This window comes from Brucella grignonensis (genome assembly GCF_002252505.1).
Classification (GTDB): Bacteria; Pseudomonadota; Alphaproteobacteria; order Rhizobiales; family Rhizobiaceae; genus Brucella; species Brucella grignonensis.
Genome location: NZ_NNRL01000166.1, coordinates 42720 through 64051, shown reverse-complemented (window position 1 = coordinate 64051; position 21332 = coordinate 42720). Strand labels below are relative to the sequence as shown.

Below are 21332 nucleotides of genomic sequence, written 5' to 3'. Positions count from 1 at the left end.
CTTCTCAGGATTGGTGGGCATAACACCGGACCGCAACCTCATGAAACAGCTCGTCTATCGTCAGCGACTACTGACACGCCTCACACACTGGATTTGGGCCGCGAGCCTCTTCTTTCTGCTACTGTCGGGGCTGCAGATATTCAATGCGCACCCCACACTTTATCTCGGTAACGAATCCGGCTTCGAGTACGATAATGCCGTCCTGGCAGTTTATGCCGTTGATGGTGAAAACGGACCTGAAGGTCGTGTCGACATTTTGGGCAGCACGTTCCGGACGACCGGTGTTCTCGGCGTATCGGGATCCGCAAATGCTCCAAACTATCAGGCGTTCCCGTCGGCGTTGACCATTCCGTCCTATCGCGATCTGGCAACCGGACGCGCGGTTCACTTCTTCTTCGCCTGGGTTCTGGTGGGCACGCTCCTGTTATGGCTTGTCGGCAGTGTCCTGAACGGGCATCTGAAGAACGAGCTACTGCCGTCGGCATTCGATATACGAAGCCTGCCCAGCGATTTTCTCAACCATCTGAAGTTTCGCTTACAACATGGTAAAGCATACAACCCTATGCAGAAACTGACCTATTGCATGGTGTTTTTCGCCCTTTTCCCGATGATTGTTATCACGGGGCTAGCCATGTCTCCCGGCATGGATGCCGTATGGCCACTGACGGAATGGCTCGGCGGACGCCAGACAGCCCGTACTCTTCATTTTGTAACCGTTCTGCTGCTTTCCGCATTTTTCGTCATTCACATCATGATGGTGTTTGCCGCGGGTCCGATCAATGAAATGCGATCAATGATTTCGGGTTGGTATCGTGCCGATTTTCCGAAGAAGAACGAGGACAGGCACCCATGAGCAAGCTGAACATTTCCAGACGACAGTTCCTTACTTTTTCAGGAGCCGCAGCCTCTTCCATTGTCTTGAGCGGTTGTGATGCTTTCGATTTTGTCGGCGATAATGAAAACGCTACGCGGCACGTCCTCGAAAAGGCGAACGATCTGACCTATCTCGTTCAACGGCAGTTGCAGAGACCTAACGCTCTTGCAAGAGAGTACAGTGAAAGCGAACTGCGTCAGGGTCAAAAACCGAACGGTGAAACCAATCCTGCTACAGAGGAATATGAAGCGCTTCGCGCTGCCGATTTCTCAAACTATGCCTTACAGGTGACAGGTCTCGTGGAAAAGCCAGCAAGTTTTTCTCTGGCGCAACTGCGTAACATGCCAGGGCGCACCCAGATCACCCGCCACGACTGCGTGGAAGGCTGGAGTACAATCGCCAAATGGACTGGTGTCCCCTTGAGCCAGATTCTGGATACGGTGCGTCCCGCGCCATCCGCACGCTTTATCGTCTTCCATTGTTTTGACAAGACCGACAGTGCAAAGGGGCCTGCATCTTTTTACGGTAGCATAGACCTTGTTGAAGCTCGCCATCCTCAAACCATTTTAGCCTATGGTCTCAACGGTCGTGCCCTGCCGGTAGAAAATGGCGCTCCACTTCGCCTACGCGTCGAGAGACAGCTCGGTTACAAGATGAGTAAATACATCAAATCGATTGAGCTTGTCTCAAGCTTTGCGAGCATTCAGGGTGGAAGGGGCGGATATTGGGAGGACTATGGCTATGACTGGTACGGTGGAATATGAAGCTTTGAGGTGCCGGCTCCCGTGTAGGTTAATGGGACCGTTACGCTTCTGACGACATGTCATTCGTCAGACCGGCACGTCGTTTCGTCCTTGGATTATTGTTATTCCTGCAGTTTCTTAGATGGTGCTTGTATTGGAACGTCCTCCCAACAGTTCTTTGAAGGGATCTTGTATGTCGTCTCGGATGCTAGCGCATTTTACTGCTATCTCGCTGGTCGCTTCCAGCATTCTCCTCGCCAATAACAACCAGACAAAAGCGGAAGACCTTGCCTTGAAGGATGCCGTATCCATGGCAGGCATGCAGCTTTTCTTGAACTCCGGAGCGCCGGGGCTGATCATTGCCGTCGTGCAGGGCGATAACAGTGTCATTCAAGCCTATGGGCAGACGGCTCCCGGGAGCAATGTCGAGCCGGATGAGCATTCCGTTTTTCGGATCGCGTCCGTTTCCAAGGTTTTTGCGGGCGACGTGCTTGCCGCGCTTGCCGCGAAGGGTAGCCTCAAGCTCACGGATCCACTGGCGAAATATGCGCCGGAAGGGGCGAAAGTCGAGATCAACGGCCGTCCCATTACTCTGCTCGATCTGGCCACGCATTCGGCGGGCCTGCCGCGCGAATTGCCCAATCCTGATACGAAAATCACCGACAACCCGTTTGCCGCCTTCGATCGCGATTATTACTGGAAATGGATTGGCAGTAATCAGCCCGCCTATGTGCCCGGCACCACCACGATTTATTCCAATCTCGGCTACGGCCTTCTGGGCGATGCTCTGGCCAAAGCTGGCGGTGCCGATTATTCCACGGTTCTCGCCAATGAAGTGTTGAAACCAGCCAGCCTCACCGACACAACCAATGTGTTGAACGAAGACCAGAAAAAGCGGCTGATGACCGGACTGGACCCTTTCGACAAGCCGGATTCGAACAGCCCTGTGCCAGACATTATGTATGCCAGCGCGGGTATTTACACGACGGCGGAAGACATGACCCGCTGGATGCGCTGGCATCTCGACGGCGCGAGCCAGCTTCGGGAAGATGCACTGCTCGATCACACACTTTGGCTGCCTTATGACGGCCTGAACCATGTCGTGGGAACCGAAGTGACGGCAGGCGATGGTATGGGACTTGGCTGGGTTGTCACCCTGCCCCGCAATGAAACGCCGCTTCTGCTGGGTAAAAGTGGCGGTCTCGGTGGTTTCATGAGTTACGTGGTTCTATCGCCCAATCGCAAGCTCGGCATTTTCGTCGTCGCCAGCCGGGTGAACTTCGGCATGTTCGAAAATATCCATTCTCAGGTACGCGAACTGGCAGCCGAACTGGCCCGTTAATCATGCAGCCGTTCGCGCCCCTATCGTTACAATCAATTGTCAGGCTGTGGAAACCCACCTCCCACCTCCTGAATTGCAACACCCTGCTGGGTGTCACGCTCCTTCTTGCGTCCGGCGTGCCGGGCGCATTCGCGCAAGAAAAGCGCGACATTTTCAAAACCGAAATATTCCTGACGCCGTACAGCAAACTGGGCGATGCGGATATTGCGGAAGATTATCCAAGACTGAACGGTCAGCTATTGTTCATGACTGGCTATACCGGCTATTTCGGTATCAAGGATAGCAACGGTCAGATTCCGCGTTCACACTGGAACAGCGTGCAGCCGACGGTAGAAGCCGCATTTGTCTGGCAATTTTCCCGGCAATTTGCGGTTCTGTCGAAAGTAACGTTTGATTCCTCGGTTGAAGCGACAGAGGACAACGCTTTTTCCGATCTCGGCTTCAATCTGAAAAACCTGTTCGCCTCCTACACCAACGACAATTTTGCACTCTATGGCGGCAAGCTGGATCTCGGTTTCGGTGATGGCTGGCATGTTATCGACGGGCTTTACAATGGTTTTACCGACGATTTTCAGTATAACGGCTCCGTCGGTTTTGGTGGTCGCTATACGTTCAACACCGAAAATATGGGAGCTCACTCCTTTGCCGGACTGGTATTCAAGCGCGATGATACGGCACTCAGCCGTCGGCTCAGCTTCGATGACGGTTTTATCTCGCCCACCAGGGGGCAGCAACCCGCCTTCAGCAACGACCTGAACTCTTTCATCCTATCCTATGACTTCCGCAATGTTCCGGGTTTGAAGAATATATCCGGCGGCGTGGATATAGGGAGGCTGGAGGCGGAGCCCGGTTATGGTAAAAGCGCCGACACAATTTCTGCCAGACTGCGTTATGACACGGCACTGACCGACAAATGGAACCTCAGCTGGTTCAACGAAGCCACCTTTTCCAGCGCCTTTCGTGGCATACCCGTTTCCAACGGCAATGGCGTGACATCCGTGTCGCTTTCCTACGACCGGTGGCAGTTCAACACGACAACCGCGATACGCAAATTGTCAGGCGACGATGAAAAGCTGGCACAATACGGTCTTCAGTCTGACTGGGATTGGGGCGTGGCAGGTACCGCCACCTATGTCACACCCATCGGTATCATTCTGCAAACAGGACTTGTCCATCAACGGGACCAGACATTAAACATTAATCAGGGTGTTTTCCGTATCGCTTATCAAACGGGGTTTTAAGACAGTCATGAGAACCAGAACTCCTTCCATCGTCCTTACCTGTCTGTTCGCACTCGGCTGGTCGGCAGGTGCCACAGCGCAGACCGTTTTCATTCAGAGCCAGCTCAATCCGGCCGCCGATGCGGTTCAGATTCCAAACGGAAGCACCGAAAAGGCACTCAAGGCCCTGCCGCAGATCATCGCCGATATCATGAAGCGCAGCCACGTTCCCGGCATGGCGGTTGCTGTGGTCAGCAACGGCAAGACCGTTTTTGCTGAGGGTTTCGGCAAGAGGGAGATCGGCAAGGACGCCGCTGTGAATGCTGAAACAGTGTTCCAGATCGCTTCGATTTCAAAGTCGATTTCTGCGACGATTGCTTCCATCGAGGTAACGAAGGGTACGGTTGCGTGGGACGATCCGGTTACAAAACACCTGCCCGGTTTCAAACTGAGCAATGCTTATGTGTCGGAATATGGCACAATCGGAGATTTTTTCGCGCATCGTAGCGGTTTACCGGGCACGGCAGGTGATGATCTCGAGGACCTCGGCTACAAACGCAATGACGTCATCGCGCATTTACAGCAATTGCCGCTCGATCCGTTCCGCATCTCCTATCATTATGCAAACTTCAGCACGACGATCGGCGCAGAGGCAGTTGCGACTGCAGCGCATGAACCTTGGGACAAGCTGGCCGACGAACAGCTTCTCAAACCGCTGGGCATGAAATCGACCAGCTATCGCTATGCCGATTTTACAGCCCATGACAATCGAGCTGCACTGCATGCTTATCAGAATGGTGCTTTCAAGCCGCTCGGACAGCGCGATGCGGACGAACAGGCCCCGGCGGGCGGTGTTTCGTCCAACGTCATCGATCTCGCGGAATGGCTTAAATTGCTGCTCGCCAATGGTGAATACAAGGGCAAGAAAATGATAGCTGCGGAAGCGCTCGTACCGGCCCTTTCGCCGCAATCCTTCAGCGCGCGCGCGCATGATACCACGGCGCGGTCCGGCTTTTATGGCTATGGCTTCAACGTCGGTACGGAACTCGGTGGCCGCCCGTCCATGGGCCATTCCGGCGCGTTCCTGCTCGGCGCAGGTACGGCATTCAAGATCGTGCCGTCGGCCAATATCGGCATTATCGTCCTGACGAATGGCGCTCCGGTCGGCGCAGCGGAATCCGTCGTTGCTGAGTTCACCGACACGGCCCTTTACGGCAAATCAACACGTGACTGGTTTGCAGCCTATAATGGCGCGATGAAAGGCTTCTTCGAACCGCAGGGCGACCTGTCGTTCAAGGAAAGGCCCGCCAAACCAGAGCCAGCCAAAGCCTTGCATGAGTACACCGGCAGCTTCGACAATGCCTATTACGGCAAGGCCGAAATCAAGGAGATCAATGGAACGCTGACGCTTGTGCTGGGACCGAAGGAGTTGCAGTTCCCATTACGACACTGGGATGGTGATACGTTCGCATTCGTGCCAATCGGTGAAGCAGAGCTCGTTGGCTCTCTGGCATCCATCACTTTCAAAGTTGATCAAAGGCAGGTGCAAGGCTTCAATATCGACGTCTACAATGCAAGCGGCTTTGGCCTCTGGGAAAAAGCCCAACAATCCGTGACCGGCAATTGAAAGTTTGTTCATAGACCCCTCCCACATCTTGCGGGAGGGGTCTTAGTTCGGCTGCATCACAAAATTTTCAATGACATACAAGCTGCCTTAACTGCTGACGCACTCATACCGCGAGTTCCGCAGAAATCTTAATTAACGAGTGACTGAGGCAGAGAGGAATGCGTTGAAAGCCATAATTGGCTTGATGATCCGTTTGATAAAGTGGTGATCTTGTTCAAGGATGTTATTGAGATATTTGATCTGCCTGATTTCAATCAGGTCGCCTATACCATTGAATTTCAGGATTGTGTTCACAGCCTGCAAGCCAGCCAGATTGCGTAGGCTCAGATTGTAAGCCGGATACCATCGAACGCATAAGAGAATGACAGATTTATCGAAATGGTGGTCTTTAAACATCAAAAATACTCAGCTCTTTAAAAGCCAAGATCTTATCAGCTCATTCATTGATGAAAAATTTGCAACAGAACCTGCTCATATCACCCTCCGGATACCGCATATGGCGTGCTTTTCGACCTTCTTGAACAGCAGGCCCGATGCGAATGTGATGACGAGATAAAGCAGCCCGGCAGTCAGAAAGAATGTGAATGGCTTACAGGTTGATCCAGCTCCGATTTGGACCTGACGCATCAGTTCTACCAGTCTAACGACGGAAATCAGCGTAGATTCCTTCAAGACGAGCTGCCAAACATTGCCGTTGCCGCCTATCTGCTGCCGGTAGCCCGGAATAAAGATGCCCACCAACACCACGAGCAGACTATCTGGCGTTACTCGTCAGGGTTGGATGGCGCGCCTCAAGAAGACATGCATGCAGCAATTCTTGCACGCTCGGGCTGGCATTCCGTGGGCCACCGTGTCGGCAGCCTCTTCTTCTGGGTCAATAAATCCTATTCACGAGGCGTTTTGAAGCTCTCATCCGCCGATGAGGCTCACGAGCCTCTCATCGACTTTCGTATGTTGAGCGATGAGCGCGATCTCCAAGGATTGAAAAATGCAGTGCAAGACGATGTAGAGTTCTTTTTGACCCAAACATGCACCACTTTGCTGGCACTGTCTTTCCACCAAGTTACACACCGCTTGTCGCACGTGTTGCTGTCCCCGGCTTATGGAACGCGCTGCAAAGTGCGGCTTGGCCACCGTGCTTGATGTGGCTGGCCCAATACGCGGAACAGTTATAAGCACACTCATCACATCATCCGTGGGCATTGGCTCATTGCTCACGGATGATGCATCTCTGACCGAATTTGTGCGTAAACGTGTCGGAGGGACCTGGCATCCTTCGGGTACATACCTAATGGGTGCTATTAGCGACCCGATGATCGTAACAGATTCAGCTGGGAAAGTTCATTGCATAGAAGAACTTCTTATGTGTGACGCCTCACTTATGCCGTCAATTCCGTTTGCGAACACCAATATTCCGACAATCATGATTGCCGAACGAATGGCTGGCACAATGATAGATCAATGGTCCGTCCAGACGCGGTCATCGTGACCGAAACTCTCATTCACGATTCACGATGCACGATGCACGATTGACATGACATCGCGTATAACGAGACCGGTGAACGCCTCATCCAGTGGCGCCCTGCGTACAAAGGTTCGGAACCAAATGGGTGAGACTATTGCTTCAAGAACTCGTTCCCGCTCTATGGTAGGATTTACCTCTTGCCGCTCTATCGCACGGTCGATCATGATGTAAGCGTTGGTAAAGCGCTCATTCCATATTTCAGACAGGCTGGATCGGATATCCTGATCGCCCTCCATCGATGCAGCAAAGAGTGCCTGCAGTAAAGGCATTACCGCAGGATCAGCCAGCATTGCGATGATACGTGCCATATAAGCCTGCAAATCGCCGCCGAGGGTGCCGGTGTCCGGTACTGGAACGAAACCGTCGGCAACATCAAGCACCATATCGACCACAAGACGGGCGCGTGTCGGCCATCGACGATAAACCGTTACATGATCGACTCCGGCGGCAGCCGCGACTCCCCGGTGTGAAATTCCATTGTAGCCCTTGATTTCCAATTCTTTTTTCACGGCTTCCATCACGGCTTCGCGTACGCGGCCACTGCGTCCCCCCCGCCTCGATTTTACCTGATCAAATTCAGCCACTTTTGGTCGAGTTGACATTGCGTCCCTTTACTTGTAATCGTTAATGCAACACATGTTGCAATAAGAGCGATATCATGAACATCCACTACATTCAAACAGGTGATGTGCAAATCAAGAGTTTGCACGCAGTGTCGCGCAAAATTGCGCGCCCAGCCCGCACGTGGGACGTTTTCAAAGACAAAGACTGGACTCCTCTCCTCCCGATTGGTTGCTGGCTGATCGAGCATCCAGAGGGCTTGATCATGGTAGATACAGGTGAAAGTTCTCACGCCAACTACTACCACTATCAACCTTGGTGGCATCCATTCATGCAGACCTGTGAACGCCGCTGGGTACGACCAGAGGAAGAAGCTGGAGCAAAAGTGCGTGCGCTTGGCTTTGATCCGGCCGACGTGCGCTGGGTCGTGATGACCCACATGCACGGCGATCATGCGGGTGGCATTCCAAATTTCCCTAACAGCGAGTTTGTTCTAAGTGCGCCCGAGGCTGCGGCATCTCTCGCCTGGTCTGGCCCGATAAGCGGATTCTTGAACATGCATTATCCCAAGGGCTTCAATCCAACCCGGGTTGAACACAAGGATGGTCCATGGGAGAGCTTTGACCGCAGTACGAAGCTCACAAGGGATGGCCGGGTGCGCATCGTTCCGACCCCCGGACACACTGAAGGCCATCAATCTGTTGTCATCGAGCAGGATGACCACTTGGTCATGATCGCAGGTGATGCAGCCTATAATGAGCGTGCCCTTATCGACGGTATCGTTGATGGCGTGGCAGCGAGCTATGATGTGCACAAGGATACCACGCGACGTCTCCGCGAACTCTGCAAAAGGCATCCTGTCATCACGCAATTCGCACATGATCAGCAATGTGAAACGCGGTTAAACGGGAAAACTTTCACCGTCATAGATTAATTTTGAATGATGACCGGTTGGGGCAATTCCACGGCAGGACGCCATCAACCAGATGCAAGCTCGGACTTGTGATGCCGGGTATAAATCGGATAGCGATAGACCTTCCAGCCTGTGATGATGGACCAGAGCCTTGTACAGGAAGCACTTCGCAGTTCGAGACGACAGCCATTGGGTCATTGTCGGCCCAAATCCCGCTTCATCAGATATCGACTGTCTGAATCTAACAGATGGTCGAAACCTCTTTAATGAGCCAGTCGTGGAAGAGCTGCAATGCCGGATTAGACGCAATGTTTTCGTGACTGCATATAAACTTATAGGATTCTTTGGGCTCAAAATATCGTTCGGACACGATACTGAGGCTTCCGCGCTGCACGTCGTTTTCGACCAATGGTCGATGAGAAAACCCAATGCCTTGTCCCGCCCGTACGGCTGCCAACAATGTGTGCTGGTCATCAAAAAACAGGTTCGAATTTGCGGCTATCTCATCCAAATTGTGATGCGACAACCACCTTTTCCAGTCACTGACGTCCCTATAGTGTAGGCGGGGAACTTCCGGATTAAAGAGAAGATCTTCTGGATTCGCCAATTCGCCAACAAGCGAAGGGTTACAGACAGGCACAAGCCTTTCTCGCAATAATTCGATGCTATAAGCGCCTGCAGGTGGGTGCAGACAATATTTGATTTGCGCATCTTCGCGGTCTTGGGCAAGGGAATCTATATCGAGATTGTTCAGATGAAGCTGGATGCCAGGATTTTGCTTTAAAAATCCTGCAATTCGGCTGGCAATCACTTCCATCGAAAAAAATGGCCCAGCACGAACACGCAGAATTTTGGTCTTGTTGTCGTGGCCGATCAGTGTCGTCACCGCACCGATTTCATCGAATGCGCGAGCACAGACTTCCATCAGCAGAGCTCCTTCAGCAGTCAGTGAAATACCTCGCGGGCCGCGAAGCAGTAACTGGCAACCAAGGTACTGTTCAAGAAGCTTTATCTGATGGCTCACGGCACCCTGACTTACCGCAAGTTCTTCCGCGGCGGCAGTGAAGCTCTTGCAATGCGACACGGCTTCAAAAGCCCTTAAGGCCTTCAAACTTGGAAGTCGTCTTCGTCCGGTCCGTATGCCCATGTGCCATGAATTTTTCTAATAGATGTAAATAGATATTTTGCATTGATTGAGCTCTTTCACAAGCCTAATCGTCAATGAACAAAAACTGCTCAAGTGCACGACAACACATCCGTCTGTTTATCGAATATCGGTAGCTGGATCAGTCGCGAATGGGCACATAAAAGGAGAACGAGACATGCTTAAGCAAGCCAAAATGGGAACTATTGCCGCGCTTATTGCCTTTTCTGGTGTTTTCGCAGCTCATGCCGAGCAAATTCGCATGGGTGCCGAGGGTGCTTATGCGCCATTCAATTATCTTGATCCAAGCGGTCAGCTCAAGGGTTTTGATATTGATGTGGGCAACGCGATCTGTGAAAAGCTGAAAGCTGATTGTGTGTGGAGCGCGAATGAATGGAGCGGGATCATTCCAGCGCTTCAGTCCAAGAAGTTCGACATCATGGCTTCATCGATGGCTATTACTGAGTCGCGTATGCAGCAGGTCAGCTTTTCCAATCCGTATTATTACAACACCATGCGCTTCGTTGCTTTGAAGGAGCTTGGCCTGAAGGACGTGACGCCAGAAAGTGCCAAGGGCAAAGTCATTGGCACGCAAACAGGCTCCATCGCAGTCGATGCTTTGCAGCGCTTTTTCCCAGACAATGAGGTGAAGCTCTATCCAACTCTGGAAGAAGCTTTTCTGGACATTGAGAATGGCCGCATTGATCTTTTGCTTGAATCCAAATTTGCACTTAGCGACTGGATTTCGAAGGGAGCGGACTGCTGCGAATTTGTCGGCAACGAGTTCCTTCTAGATGGAACCCTGGGGGCCGGAATGGCCTTCCGCAAGGATGATGAAGAACTGCGCGCGCGCGTCAACAAAGCGCTGGAAGAGATCATTCAAGACGGCAGCTACGACAAGATCAGTGCCAAGTACTTTGATTTCGACATCAGGGAAAAGCCGAAATTCGCCAGCGAAATCTTTGCAAAATAACACATCGCAGCGGGCACCAGATCTGAAACACCACATAAGATCAGGTGTCCGCTGCGAATGGGCAAAAGCTATTCTCGCGGGTGTAGCAACGAATGACGTTGCCATCTCTTAATATTCTGAGCCGCTACCTGCGTCCGGACTCCTCCCATTGATTTATGACCAATCCAGACTGGTTTTTGCCGACAAAAGAAAGGTTGAACCGTGTCATATCGCGTTGCGATCATCGAATTCATCAATGAAAGTAATACTTTCACTCATAATCGCACGAGCATCAGCGATTTTAGAGCTTCCCACTATTTCAAGGGCGATGAGATTCCGGCCAATTTCCGAGGCACAGGCTCAGAGGTGGGCGGCGCAATAAAAGTCGCTGATGAGAAAGGCTGGTCGCCTGTCTACATCACCGCGGCCCACGCTGAACCCAATGGTCCGGTCCTTGAAACTGCGCGCCTGGAAATAACTGGTGAATGTCTCCGGCGACTGAAGGAGTCCGGGCCGTTTGACGGCATATTCGTCGCCCTGCATGGTGCCATGGTTACGGAAACAGATGGGGATGGCGACAGCCAGTTCCTGCGGGAAATCCGTGCCGTGGTTGGATATGACATTCCGATCGCTATTACCCTCGACCTTCATGCCAATATTTTTGATGAGCTGGCTGATCTGGCGCAGGTCGCTGTTTCGTTCCGTACCTATCCTCATATTGACATGAATGAAGTTGGCGTTGAGGCATGTTCGTTGCTGGATCGGGCGATGAGGGGCGAAATCGAACCTGCGCTGGCCATCTCACGTCCACCAATGCTGCTTGGTTGCGATGACGGTCGCACGACAGATAACGGTCCGATGTGCCGCCTGCTCGAAAGTGCCGGTCGTAAGATGCAGCAGCCGGGTATTTTGAACGTTGCGATCAATGCCGGGTTTACCGATGCGGATGTATGGGCCGCAGGTCCCTGTGTCATCGTAACCTTCGATCGTAAAAGCGTCGACCAGCAAACCGCCTGCGATGTTGCGGGCAAGATGTGCGATGAAATCTGGTCCTATAAGGATCAATGGTCAAAGCCAGTCCCTCTCGATGAATGCATCAGGCAGTTGAAGGAAACTCAAAACGTCGATGGTACGATTGTTGTTGCGGATTTTTCCGATAATCCCGGCTCTGGCGCATATAGTGATTGCACGGCGCTCATTGCTGCGATGCTGGCAGCTGGCGTAACCAATGCCGCAGCAGGCGCGCTTCTCGACCCTGAAGCGGTGACGGAAATCGCAGCCAAGGCGATAGGCGAGACTGTTACGGTGACGATTGGCGGCAAGTCCGATCCATCGGTCGGCGGCGGTCCTTTGACCGTGACAGGTTGTATCATGTCGATCAGCGACGGTACTTTTGTCTTTGAAGGCCCGATGTTTACCGGCTTGCCCGGTACGACTGGACAAGCCGTGTGCTTGCGTGTCGATGGGATAGACATCATGATCGTGTCGGAACGCATGCAGATGCTGGATCAGAATATTTTCCGGGCTGTTGGCATTGAACCAAAAGAAAGATCTATCTTGGCGGTTAAGTCGATGCAGCATTTCAAAGGTGCGTTCGGCCCCATCGCAACGCAGATCATCATTACCGATGCAGGTGGTCTAAGTTCACCGGACTTGTCGAGACGAACCTATTCCCGTTTGCGCCGACCGGTTTTCCCACTGGACAGATTACCGGATGAGCAACAGCCGGAGCTCTGATAAATTTGTTGGACTTTTGAAAGCGAATGGGAATTTAATCTGGCCGGGGAGGATCGTCAGTGGCACCCCTAAGATCAGGTCGATCAACTATAGTTGTAAATGGGGTATTCGATGCACACAGCACCAATTTTTGCCGGAGTAAAAATCGAAGCGGCGGAAATACGGATCATACGTTTACCTCTACTTGTTCCTTTCGTGATTTCCACTGGAACAATGACAGAAAAGATCATACCGATCCTCACTTTGAAAGCTGAAGGCCTTGAAGGCTATGCCGAAGGCGTGATGGATCCGTTGCCGGATTATCTGGAGGAAACTATCGCCGGTTCGCTCTCTTTCCTGCGCGATGTGCTGTTACCCCAGATTGTTGGCAAACGCTTTAATGGCCCCGCCGATCTTGCAGCCATTCTCGATCCATGGCGCGGACACAGAATGAGCAAGGCCATGGTTGAGATGGCGGTATGGGATCTGTGGGCAAAAGCACTGAACCTACCATTGAGCGTTGCGCTTGGTGGCGTTCGCGATGCTATCGATGTGGGTGTCAGCCTTGGCATTGCCGATATTCCAACGACGATTGACCGGGTCGCGACCTCGCTTGATGCCGGCTACAAGCGCGTTAAGCTCAAGATCAAGCGCGGTCACGATCTCGCTATGCTTCAGGCCGTACGCGAGCGTTTCCCGGAAGCCAAGCTGACGGTTGACGCCAATACAGACTATCGGCTGTCCGATCTTCCACTTCTCAAAGCAATGGATGCTTTCGCGCTTGATTATATCGAGCAGCCGCTGGCTTTTGACGACATCACCGATCATGTCCATGTGCAGGAAAAGCTGCTGACCGCAATCTGCCTGGATGAGAGCATCCGGTCTTCGGTGGATGCACGCAAAGCGCTTGTTGCAAGAGCTTGCCGGGTGATCAATATCAAGGTAGGCCGTGTGGGCGGCCATAGTGCATCTCGGGCAATTCACGATGTTTGTGCTGCTTTCGATGTGCCTGTATGGTGCGGCGGGATGCTCGAAGCAGGCATCGGGCGGGCGCACAACATACACCTGTCAACGCTGTCGAATTTCACAAAGCCGGGGGACACTTCGTCCGCCAGCCGCTACTTTCCGCGTGATATTGTCAATGAACCACTTGAAGCGGAGCATGGCCGTATGGCCGTTCCGAAAAGCGGTCCGGGTATCGGCGTGACCCTCAATCATGCTTTTCTCGATACGGTTACCAACCATCGTGAGGAATTTGTTGCATGAGCGACGTAGTCATCCGCGAGCTCGCCTCTCTCAATGAGATGAAGGATTCGGAGACTGTGCAGCGGCTGGTTTGGGGAGAAGACGATCCTGTCGATGCCTCAGACCTATTGCTTGCCATTCAACACGAAGGCGGTCTTGTCGCCGGAGCGTTCGATAGTCAAAAGATGATAGGTTTCATTTTTGGGTTCCCAAGTGCAACGCCCGGCGTTCAGCATTCCCATCGACTGGCTGTGCTGCCGGAAGCGAGAGGCCTGAAGCTGGGCGCGCGGATGAAGTGGTTCCAGCGTGACTGGTGCCTTGCCCGAAACATCACGCTTGTACGCTGGACCTATGATCCTATCCGTGCGGTTAACGCCGGCCTCAACATTGCAGGCCTTGGTGCCACATCGTCCACGTATCATATCGACTATTACGGCCCTATGGTTGGCATCAACTCCGGTCTTCCATCGGACAGGATCGTGGCTGACTGGCAACTTGACGATCCGCGTGTTGAAGCGCGATCTCAGGGCCAGAAGCTTGAATTTCCCGCAAATGTTCAACGTGTGGAGATACCAGGCGATATCGATCGTCTGCTTGCAACCAATCCGGCAGCGGCAATGAATGCAAGGCTGTCGCTTCGCAAGCAACTTCTGACTGCCTTTGACGAGGGTAAGCACATTGTTGGCTTCGACCCCCAGACACCAGCGTATTTATTGGGTTAAAACCGGTACTGGAAATTATAATTAAGTCAGATGTCCATCCAATCGGTTGGTACAGCCTCTTGTCTCGCAATTACGCTTTCAACATGCGAGCTAGGTGTAGCAGCCAGTCATTGGCATCTTTGAAGAATATGTATGAGAGAGCTTGAGTTCAAACGCTCTAAAGAGTAACAGCACTCGTTCTCTCGTTTCATTTTAATACTGATAAGGCGCATACGGTATGAACCCAGAATTTATCGTTACACACTCTGGGGGCTTTCATGCCGACGAGTTGATGTCGAGTGTCATACTCACCAAACTGTTCCCTAATGCCCAGCTCATTCGCAGCCGAGACCGGAATTGGATTACGCCAAACGCTGACCGCGTCATTTACGATGTTGGCGGCCTCTATGATCCGGAAGCGCGTATTTACGATCACCATCAGCGCGGCGCACCTCGCCGCGAAGACGGACAACCCTACAGCTCATTTGGTCTGATCTGGAAGCATTATGGACACGACTACCTTATGCTCTCCGGCATTCCCGAGACGGATGTAGAAGCTATTCACGCGTCCTTTGACCAGAATTTCGTACTTCCAATTGATCTGGTGGACAACGGCGAACTGAGCCCTTCTATTGCCGGACCACTTGCGGGGCTGACCCTGCCCACACTGTTGGAGACGCTTAAACCCGTCTTTGATGAAACAAACCCCGAGGCTGATGATCAGGCGTTTCAACGCGCTTTGATCATCGCCCGCAGTTTTGTCGAAGCAAAAATCGCAGGAAGTGCAGCGAAATTACGAGCTGAGACCATTGTGCAAAATGCAATTGAAGCTGCAGGCGAAGATCGGGTGCTGGAACTTCCGCTCGGAATGCCTTTCCGGTCTGCAATCGTCAAAGCTGGTGCCGATCATCTGCTGTTTGTCGTTCATCCCAGAAATAACGATTGGTGTCTGACTGGCATCCGTAAATCGGATGATGGGTTTGAACTGAGAGCTGATCTTCCTGCAGCTTGGGCTGGGTTGACCAATGGCGATCTGGAAGCGGTATGCGGCATTGAAGGTGCAAACTTCTGCCACAATGGCCGTTTTATCGCTGCCGCACGCACCAGAGAAGCTGCAATTGCGATGGCTGATATAGCCGTTCAGGAAGCTTTGAGCGGTCAGTTATGACAATAGCTATTGATCGCAATTAGAGCGCATCCCGAAAAGTGTGAAACGGTTTTCGGACAAGATGCGCGTTAAAGCAAATATTTAGAGCGCCGATCTGATCCAATCAGATCGAAACGCGCTCTAAAAGAGGCTCGAGAGAGCCTCTTTTCGTATCGACATGGACAATATGAAGGTTGGTTATTCCTTCACGGCTCCAGTCATGGACGAGACGTAATAGTCGACAAAGAATGAATAGAGAATGACAACCGGCAGCGACCCAAATAACGCACCGGCCATAAGTGCTCCCCATTCAAAGATATCGCCGCGCACAAGTTCAGTCAGCACCCCTACAGGAACGGTCTTATTTTCTGATGACTGAATAAATGTCAGTGCATAGATGAACTCGTTCCACGAAAGAGTGAAGGCGAATATACCTGCCGAAATCAGTCCGGGCACCGCAAGAGGCAAAATAATCCTCCACAAAATTTGCCAGCGACTTGCACCATCAACGAGTGCACTTTCTTCCAGCTCAAATGGAATTGAGCGGAAATATCCCATCAGCAACCAGGTGCAGAATGGGATAAGAAAGGTCGGATAAGTAAAAATGAGAGCCAAACGAGAGTCATAGATCCCAAGTTTGAAGACGATAAATGCCAGCGGAATGAACAGGATCGATGGCGGAACGAGATAAGCCAGAAAAATCAGCAAACCTACCGAGCGCGAGCCAGTAAAGCGGATGCGCTCAATCGCATAGGCACTTAGAACTGATGTCACCAGTGATATGAACGTTGCACATGTTGCAACCAACATCGTGTTCCATAACCATCCCGGATATGACGTCTCAAACAACAGATACTTGATGTGATCGAATGTGGCATCGACCACCCAGAATGGGCTGTAGTTGTCATAATCTGTGAGCTGTGAATTTGGCTTAACTGCAGTGATTGCCATCCAGTAAAATGGAAAGAGCAGCACGAAAATAAACAGCGCAATGGGTATATAGATTGTCACCACTCTTCTGGGCAGCCTGTTGAGATAAGACATGCCCTGGGTGTCATCGGTAATGGTATTGATCGCCTGATCCTTGGCTTTCATGATTTTCTCCATTCTCAATCACCTCCGCCCTGCTGCCATTTGCGACGCTGCAAACCGAAGAAGGAGAACATAATTGCGGCGAGCAGGAACGGGATCATTGCGACCGCTATCGCAGCACCCTCGCCTAACTGGCCGCCCGGAATTGCACGTTGAAACGATAGGGTGGCCATGAGATGCGTCGCATTCACAGGCCCACCTTTGGTCAAAACATAGATCAGCTGAAAATCTGTGAATGTGAACAGCACGGAAAACGTCATCACCACAGCGATGATCGGTGTCAGCATCGGTAATGTCACATGCCTAAAACGCTGCCAGCTGGATGCACCGTCAAGGGATGCTGCTTCCTGCAAGGATGCTGGAATGGTCTGCAGGCCCGCAAGGAGAGATATCGCCACGAAAGGAATGCCGCGCCAGACATTGGCAGCAATGACAGACAATCGTGCATTTGTTGGATCGCCCAGAAAATTGATGGGCTGGTCAATCAGGCCGATCTGCATGAGCGTCCAGGATATGATGGAAAACTGGGCATCGTAGATCCACCAGAATGCGAGTGCTGAAAGTACGGTTGGCACCACCCACGGCAACAATACGATTGCGCGGAAGAAAGATTTGATCGGCAGATTTTCGTTCAACAACAGCGCAAGCCAAAGGCCCAAACCAAATTTGAGAACAGATGCGACGAATGTGTAGAGAACCGTGTTGAACACGGAGAGCCAGAAAACATTGTCGTCCCAAAGAAACTCATAATTTTCTAGGCCAATAAAAATGCCGTCGCGTCCTATTTTGGTGTCGGTAAAGCCCAGCCAAACCCCCAGACCAAGCGGATAGGTGAGGAAGCAAAGCAGAAAAACTGCTGCAGGCAGCATGAACAAAAATCCAAGCATATCGCGATTGTTGCTCAGGCGCGGTCGGGCTGGACTTTGCTGCGCCGCGTCACTCCCGGAGCCTTTTGTATTCGTCATCGTCATGGATTGCACCTCCAGAACATCAGCGCATTTCAGGTCGAAACTCGTTCATTAGAAATGCTCTATGCGAAGCGGAGGCGTAAGCTTTCACCTACGCCTCATGATTATGTCGATCACACGCGATAATATCTGTTCGCTCGCTTTTCAGCGCTTGCCATCGCTTCCTCCGGAGTTTCCGCTCCCGTTACCGCAGAGGCAAACATATCGACCAGAACGTAGTCAGCCATCACCGCCGCTGACGCATATCCCAGTGGCCCCGCATACCCATTCGGCCGCAGGGTTTCCGATGCTCGGGCATAAGGCGCATGGATGGGATTCTCCGTCCAGACCGGATTGTTTGCGAACGCCTTAAGTGGTTGGCAGCAATAGGCGCTCGACCCCTTGATCCAAGCATTCATCTGGTCAGCTTCCATCATGAACTTGAGGTAAGCTTTCGCGGCTTCTGGATATTTCGTATGCTTGAACAAAAGCAAGGAACTGGTCTGATGCAACTCAACGCTTTTCCCAACAGGTCCGATTGGGAAGTTTGTGCTGCGCATATCTTCAGCAATTTCAGCAAGCTTCGGGTCATTCTTCGCAGCGTAGTAGATCGAAACCCCGTTCGCAGTTAGTGAAACCTGCCCCGCGAGAAACGCGCGATTATTATTGATGTCCAGCCAGCTTTCTGTTCCTGGAATGAACGTGGCATAAAGTTCTTTTGCGTAGTTCAATGCGGCCAGTGTTTCGGGCGAATTGATAGTGACTTCGCCCTTTTCATTGACCATTTGTGCGCCGTGGCTCCACAACAACCAATGGGCGTAGTTGTTTCCATCGCCAACGGCTTTACCATGTGGAAAACCCGCTGGCGTCCCTTTGGCTTTCATCGCTTTACAAAGCTCGAGAAAGCCTGCAGCGTCCTTGGGGAACTCGCTAAAACCTGCCGCTTTCACATGGCTATCACGATAAACAATTGCATTGCCGATTGCAGTCAATGGCATGGCAATGAACTTGTCATCGCGTACCGCATACCCCTTCAGCCCATCATAGAAGCCGCCGTACTTACCGTCGAGATATGTACCCAGTTCCGTGAGGTCTACGAGCTTATCAGGATATTGATGGGCATCATCGAACCAGCACATGACAATGTCCGGACCAGATCCGACATTGGCTGCGACGGCAGCTTTGGGGCGAATATCTTCCCAGCTTTCCTTATCAATGCGGACTGCAACACCGGTGGCATCGCTGAATTTCTTTGTGTTGGCAAGCCAGCTCTCCTCGTCGCCCTTCACAAAAGGTGTCCAGCGCAAGAGCCTAAGACTTGCGCCTTCTTCGGGTTTATATTGAGGTTCGGCAGCAAAAGCCGGAGAATAGCCGAGGCCAGAAAGACCCGCAGCGCCAACAAGGCTTGCTGTTCCCGCAAGAAATGTTCTTCTTCTGATAGTCATTATGCTCCTCCTCCAAAGATGGGACTTTTTGTTAATCACATCCGCTGTCCCAAACCACGGATGCAGAAATCTGGTGACATGCGTCTTTCCCAGAAACGGCACACCGAAGGCTCCTCTCCTTTGGTGTGCGGAATAAACTCAGGCCGATAGCCGCATTCCATCCTGTTCATCGAACAAGTGAACATTTGCTGGATCAATTGAGACTGAAATCATCTCGCCAGGGCGAACATCGACACGTTCGCGGAAAATACAGGTATTTTCTGTTCCACCGAAATTCACGACGATGTGCGTTTCATAACCGGTTGGTTCAATCACGACGACCGGCACCTGCATGCCCGCACTATCAAGCCGTATATATTCAGGACGCAACCCATAAACGAGATCGCGACCGACAGCGGCTGGATAGCCGCGAGAAAGTGGTAATCGCATACCATCTTCAGCAACAAATGTTTTTGGATCTTCCGGAGCGAGCTTGCCCTTGATCATATTCATTGCGGGTGAGCCGATAAATCCTGCGACAAACAGGTTACTCGGATTATCATAAAGCTCTAGCGGGGAGCCAACCTGCTCAACGCGCCCGTCATGCATGACAACGATCTTGTCAGCCATTGTCATCGCTTCAATCTGATCGTGAGTTACATAGACAGTCGTCGTCTTAAGTCGATGATGCAATTCCTTGATTTCCGCACGCATAGCCACTCGAAGCTTGGCATCAAGATTAGACAGCGGCTCATCGAATAGGAAAACCTGCGGATCACGAACGATCGCGCGCCCCATTGCAACTCGCTGACGCTGCCCTCCTGAAAGCTGACGCGGATATCTGTCGAGTAGATTTGTCAGACCGAGAATACCGGCCGCATAGTTCACCCGCTCCTCAATTTCGGCCTGTGGCGCAGAATTGAGCATCAATGAGAAAGCCATATTCTTGGCAACTGTCATATGGGGATAAAGGGCATAGTTCTGGAACACCATAGCGATATCGCGTTCCTTGGGCGGCAGGTTATTTACTGTTCTGCCACCAATGCGAACCTCCCCACCGGAGATATTCTCCAGCCCGGCCAACATTCTCAAAAGGGTTGATTTTCCGCAGCCAGAAGGCCCAACAAGAATGACGAACTCGCCATCTTCAATATCAATATTCACGCCTTTGATAACAGGAAAGGTACCGAAAGATTTCACTACCTCAGCGAACTGTACAGCTGCCATGCGTATCCTCCCAGAGTGTGATCGATAATTTATGTTTTTTTAAAATGAAAATGCCAGCTCCTCACTTCCGACATTTACACCTTCGCTATTTCTCTCCTTTGTAAGACTTCAGACCATTGCAGCAGGCGACAGTATCAACCGCGCCCGACTAACGGCATTTTGGTTGCCATCACCGTCATGGTCAACACATTAGCGTCCAAAGGCAGGCTCGCCATATAAACAACTGCATTGGCAACATGTGTCGGGTCAATCGTTGGTTCTGCGGCAATCGTCCCATTTGCCTGAATGACACCAGTTGATATTTTCTGCGTCATATCACTTGCAGCGTTGCCGATATCGATCTGTCCGCAAGCAATATCAAAGTTGCGCCCATCAAGTGCCGTCGATTTTGTTAGGCCAGTGATGGCGTGCTTGGTCGCAGTATACGGCGCAGAGTTTGGACGCGGTGTCGTCGCTGAAATTGATCCGTTATTGATGATGCGACCACCACGCGGCTGTTGCGCTTTCATGATGCGAAATGCCTGTTGTGTGCACAAAAACGCACCTGTCAGATTGGCGCCTACAATTGCACTCCAGTCATCGAAACTTATTTCCTCCAAAGGAACACCCGGCACCAAAGTACCCGCATTGTTGATCAGAAGATCCAGTCGTCCAAATTTGCTTTCGATGTTGTCAAAAAGGGTACGCACTGACACAGGATACTTACATCCGCTTTGAAAGCGTGGAAATGTCCGCCCGTTTCAGCCGCGAGTTCCTTAACCGCTTTATCGAGAACCTCGCCACGTCTGCCCGATATGATGACCTGATAGCCTGCAGTGCCAAGCGCTTTTGCAATCGCGCGACCGACCCCCGTTCCCCCACCTGTTACAAGTGCAATGGGCTTATTTCCTGCAGCTGATCCAGCGCTCATTACTATCATTCCTCCTCGTTCT

The 21332-nt window shown here is 51.8% G+C and carries 19 protein-coding genes and 4 pseudogenes; 13 read left to right on the top strand and 10 right to left on the bottom strand.

Going from position 1 to position 21332, the window contains the following annotated elements:
- Positions 1 to 40 precede the first annotated feature (40 nt).
- The 5 genes from CEV33_RS21045 to CEV33_RS21025 all read left to right on the top strand — a co-directional run bounded on the left by CEV33_RS21045 (position 41) and on the right by CEV33_RS21025 (position 5806).
- A complete protein-coding gene (locus CEV33_RS21045) occupies positions 41 to 853 on the top strand; it encodes a cytochrome b/b6 domain-containing protein (RefSeq protein WP_094542298.1) in 813 nt (270 codons plus the stop codon).
- A complete protein-coding gene (locus tag CEV33_RS21040; protein ID WP_094542297.1) occupies positions 850 to 1638 on the top strand; it encodes a molybdopterin-dependent oxidoreductase in 789 nt (262 codons plus the stop codon). The genes CEV33_RS21045 and CEV33_RS21040 overlap by 4 nt, the downstream gene beginning before the upstream one ends.
- A gap of 172 nt (positions 1639 to 1810) precedes the next feature.
- Positions 1811 to 2959, top strand: a complete 1149-nt coding sequence (ampH, locus tag CEV33_RS21035; protein ID WP_235818485.1) for a D-alanyl-D-alanine-carboxypeptidase/endopeptidase AmpH — start codon at positions 1811 to 1813, stop codon at positions 2957 to 2959.
- 2 nt (positions 2960 to 2961) lie between these two features.
- Positions 2962 to 4200, top strand: coding sequence for a hypothetical protein (locus CEV33_RS21030; RefSeq protein ID WP_094542295.1), 1239 nt, complete (start codon positions 2962 to 2964; stop codon positions 4198 to 4200).
- A 7-nt stretch (positions 4201 to 4207) separates the two neighbouring features.
- Positions 4208 to 5806 carry a serine hydrolase gene (locus CEV33_RS21025; protein WP_094542294.1) on the top strand — a complete coding sequence of 533 codons (1599 nt, stop codon included), beginning with the start codon at positions 4208 to 4210 and terminating at the stop codon, positions 5804 to 5806.
- A 138-nt stretch (positions 5807 to 5944) separates the two neighbouring features.
- On the opposite strand, the pseudogene CEV33_RS21020 reads toward CEV33_RS21025, so the two are convergent.
- The 3 pseudogenes from CEV33_RS21020 to CEV33_RS21015 form a co-directional block, all read right to left on the bottom strand.
- Positions 5945 to 6121 (bottom strand): annotated as a pseudogene (locus CEV33_RS21020) (IS6 family transposase); the annotation flags it as partial.
- Positions 6101 to 6202, bottom strand: a pseudogene (locus CEV33_RS24280) (IS6 family transposase); the annotation flags it as partial. The pseudogenes CEV33_RS24280 and CEV33_RS21020, both read right to left, overlap by 21 nt.
- A 75-nt stretch (positions 6203 to 6277) precedes the next feature.
- Positions 6278 to 6520, bottom strand: a pseudogene (locus CEV33_RS21015) (ABC transporter permease); the annotation flags it as partial.
- Here CEV33_RS21015 and CEV33_RS24540 point away from each other — a divergent pair.
- Both CEV33_RS24540 and CEV33_RS24535 read left to right on the top strand, forming a co-directional pair.
- Positions 6419 to 6949 (top strand): hypothetical protein, encoded by a 531-nt coding sequence (locus CEV33_RS24540; RefSeq protein ID WP_235818488.1) that lies wholly within the window; start codon positions 6419 to 6421, stop codon positions 6947 to 6949. The pseudogene CEV33_RS21015 and the gene CEV33_RS24540 overlap by 102 nt on opposite strands.
- Complete coding sequence (locus CEV33_RS24535) at positions 6909 to 7295, top strand: GMC oxidoreductase (protein ID WP_235818484.1); 387 nt, start codon at positions 6909 to 6911, stop codon at positions 7293 to 7295. The genes CEV33_RS24540 and CEV33_RS24535 overlap by 41 nt, the downstream gene beginning before the upstream one ends.
- A gap of 20 nt (positions 7296 to 7315) precedes the next feature.
- Here CEV33_RS24535 and CEV33_RS21005 read toward each other — a convergent pair whose 3' ends face one another.
- Complete coding sequence (locus tag CEV33_RS21005; RefSeq protein ID WP_094542293.1) at positions 7316 to 7933, bottom strand: TetR-like C-terminal domain-containing protein; 618 nt, start codon at positions 7931 to 7933, stop codon at positions 7316 to 7318.
- Between the two features lie 56 nt (positions 7934 to 7989).
- On the opposite strand from CEV33_RS21005, the gene CEV33_RS21000 reads away from it, so the two are divergent.
- The gene (locus tag CEV33_RS21000; RefSeq protein WP_208620235.1) at positions 7990 to 8826 is read left to right on the top strand and encodes an N-acyl homoserine lactonase family protein; all 837 of its coding nucleotides are present in this window, start codon (positions 7990 to 7992) and stop codon (positions 8824 to 8826) included.
- Between the two features lie 220 nt (positions 8827 to 9046).
- Here CEV33_RS21000 and CEV33_RS20995 read toward each other — a convergent pair whose 3' ends face one another.
- Positions 9047 to 9952 carry a LysR family transcriptional regulator gene (locus tag CEV33_RS20995; RefSeq protein WP_094542291.1) on the bottom strand — a complete coding sequence of 302 codons (906 nt, stop codon included), beginning with the start codon at positions 9950 to 9952 and terminating at the stop codon, positions 9047 to 9049.
- Positions 9953 to 10127: 175 nt separating this feature from the next.
- Here CEV33_RS20995 and CEV33_RS20990 point away from each other — a divergent pair, with 175 nt between their 5' ends.
- The 5 genes from CEV33_RS20990 to CEV33_RS20970 all read left to right on the top strand — a co-directional run bounded on the left by CEV33_RS20990 (position 10128) and on the right by CEV33_RS20970 (position 15731).
- A complete protein-coding gene (locus CEV33_RS20990) occupies positions 10128 to 10922 on the top strand; it encodes an ABC transporter substrate-binding protein (RefSeq protein WP_235818483.1) in 795 nt (264 codons plus the stop codon).
- A gap of 201 nt (positions 10923 to 11123) precedes the next feature.
- On the top strand, positions 11124 to 12638 hold the full coding sequence (locus tag CEV33_RS20985; RefSeq protein ID WP_167388203.1) for a M81 family metallopeptidase: 1515 nt from the start codon (positions 11124 to 11126) through the stop codon (positions 12636 to 12638).
- 99 nt (positions 12639 to 12737) lie between these two features.
- Positions 12738 to 13883, top strand: coding sequence for an o-succinylbenzoate synthase (gene menC, locus CEV33_RS20980; protein ID WP_328588597.1), 1146 nt, complete (start codon positions 12738 to 12740; stop codon positions 13881 to 13883).
- Entirely contained in the window at positions 13880 to 14584 is a 705-nt protein-coding gene (locus tag CEV33_RS20975) for a GNAT family N-acetyltransferase (RefSeq protein WP_094542289.1), read from the top strand. The genes menC and CEV33_RS20975 overlap by 4 nt, the downstream gene beginning before the upstream one ends.
- 217 nt (positions 14585 to 14801) lie before the next feature.
- A complete protein-coding gene (locus tag CEV33_RS20970) occupies positions 14802 to 15731 on the top strand; it encodes an MYG1 family protein (protein WP_094542288.1) in 930 nt (309 codons plus the stop codon).
- Positions 15732 to 15908: 177 nt separating this feature from the next.
- On the opposite strand, the gene CEV33_RS20965 is transcribed toward CEV33_RS20970, so the two are convergent.
- The 5 genes and pseudogenes from CEV33_RS20965 to CEV33_RS20945 all read right to left on the bottom strand — a co-directional run bounded on the left by CEV33_RS20965 (position 15909) and on the right by CEV33_RS20945 (position 21310).
- Positions 15909 to 16805 (bottom strand): carbohydrate ABC transporter permease, encoded by an 897-nt coding sequence (locus CEV33_RS20965; protein ID WP_094542313.1) that lies wholly within the window; start codon positions 16803 to 16805, stop codon positions 15909 to 15911.
- 14 nt (positions 16806 to 16819) lie between these two features.
- On the bottom strand, positions 16820 to 17689 hold the full coding sequence (locus tag CEV33_RS20960; RefSeq protein ID WP_235818487.1) for a carbohydrate ABC transporter permease: 870 nt from the start codon (positions 17687 to 17689) through the stop codon (positions 16820 to 16822).
- A 194-nt stretch (positions 17690 to 17883) separates the two neighbouring features.
- Positions 17884 to 19194: an ABC transporter substrate-binding protein gene (locus CEV33_RS20955; protein WP_094542287.1), complete on the bottom strand. Its 1311-nt coding sequence runs from the start codon at positions 19192 to 19194 to the stop codon at positions 17884 to 17886.
- A gap of 138 nt (positions 19195 to 19332) precedes the next feature.
- Positions 19333 to 20400 (bottom strand): ABC transporter ATP-binding protein, encoded by a 1068-nt coding sequence (locus tag CEV33_RS20950; RefSeq protein ID WP_094542286.1) that lies wholly within the window; start codon positions 20398 to 20400, stop codon positions 19333 to 19335.
- A 134-nt stretch (positions 20401 to 20534) separates the two neighbouring features.
- Positions 20535 to 21310 (bottom strand): annotated as a pseudogene (locus CEV33_RS20945) (SDR family oxidoreductase).
- Between the last annotated feature and the right edge of the window lie 22 nt (positions 21311 to 21332).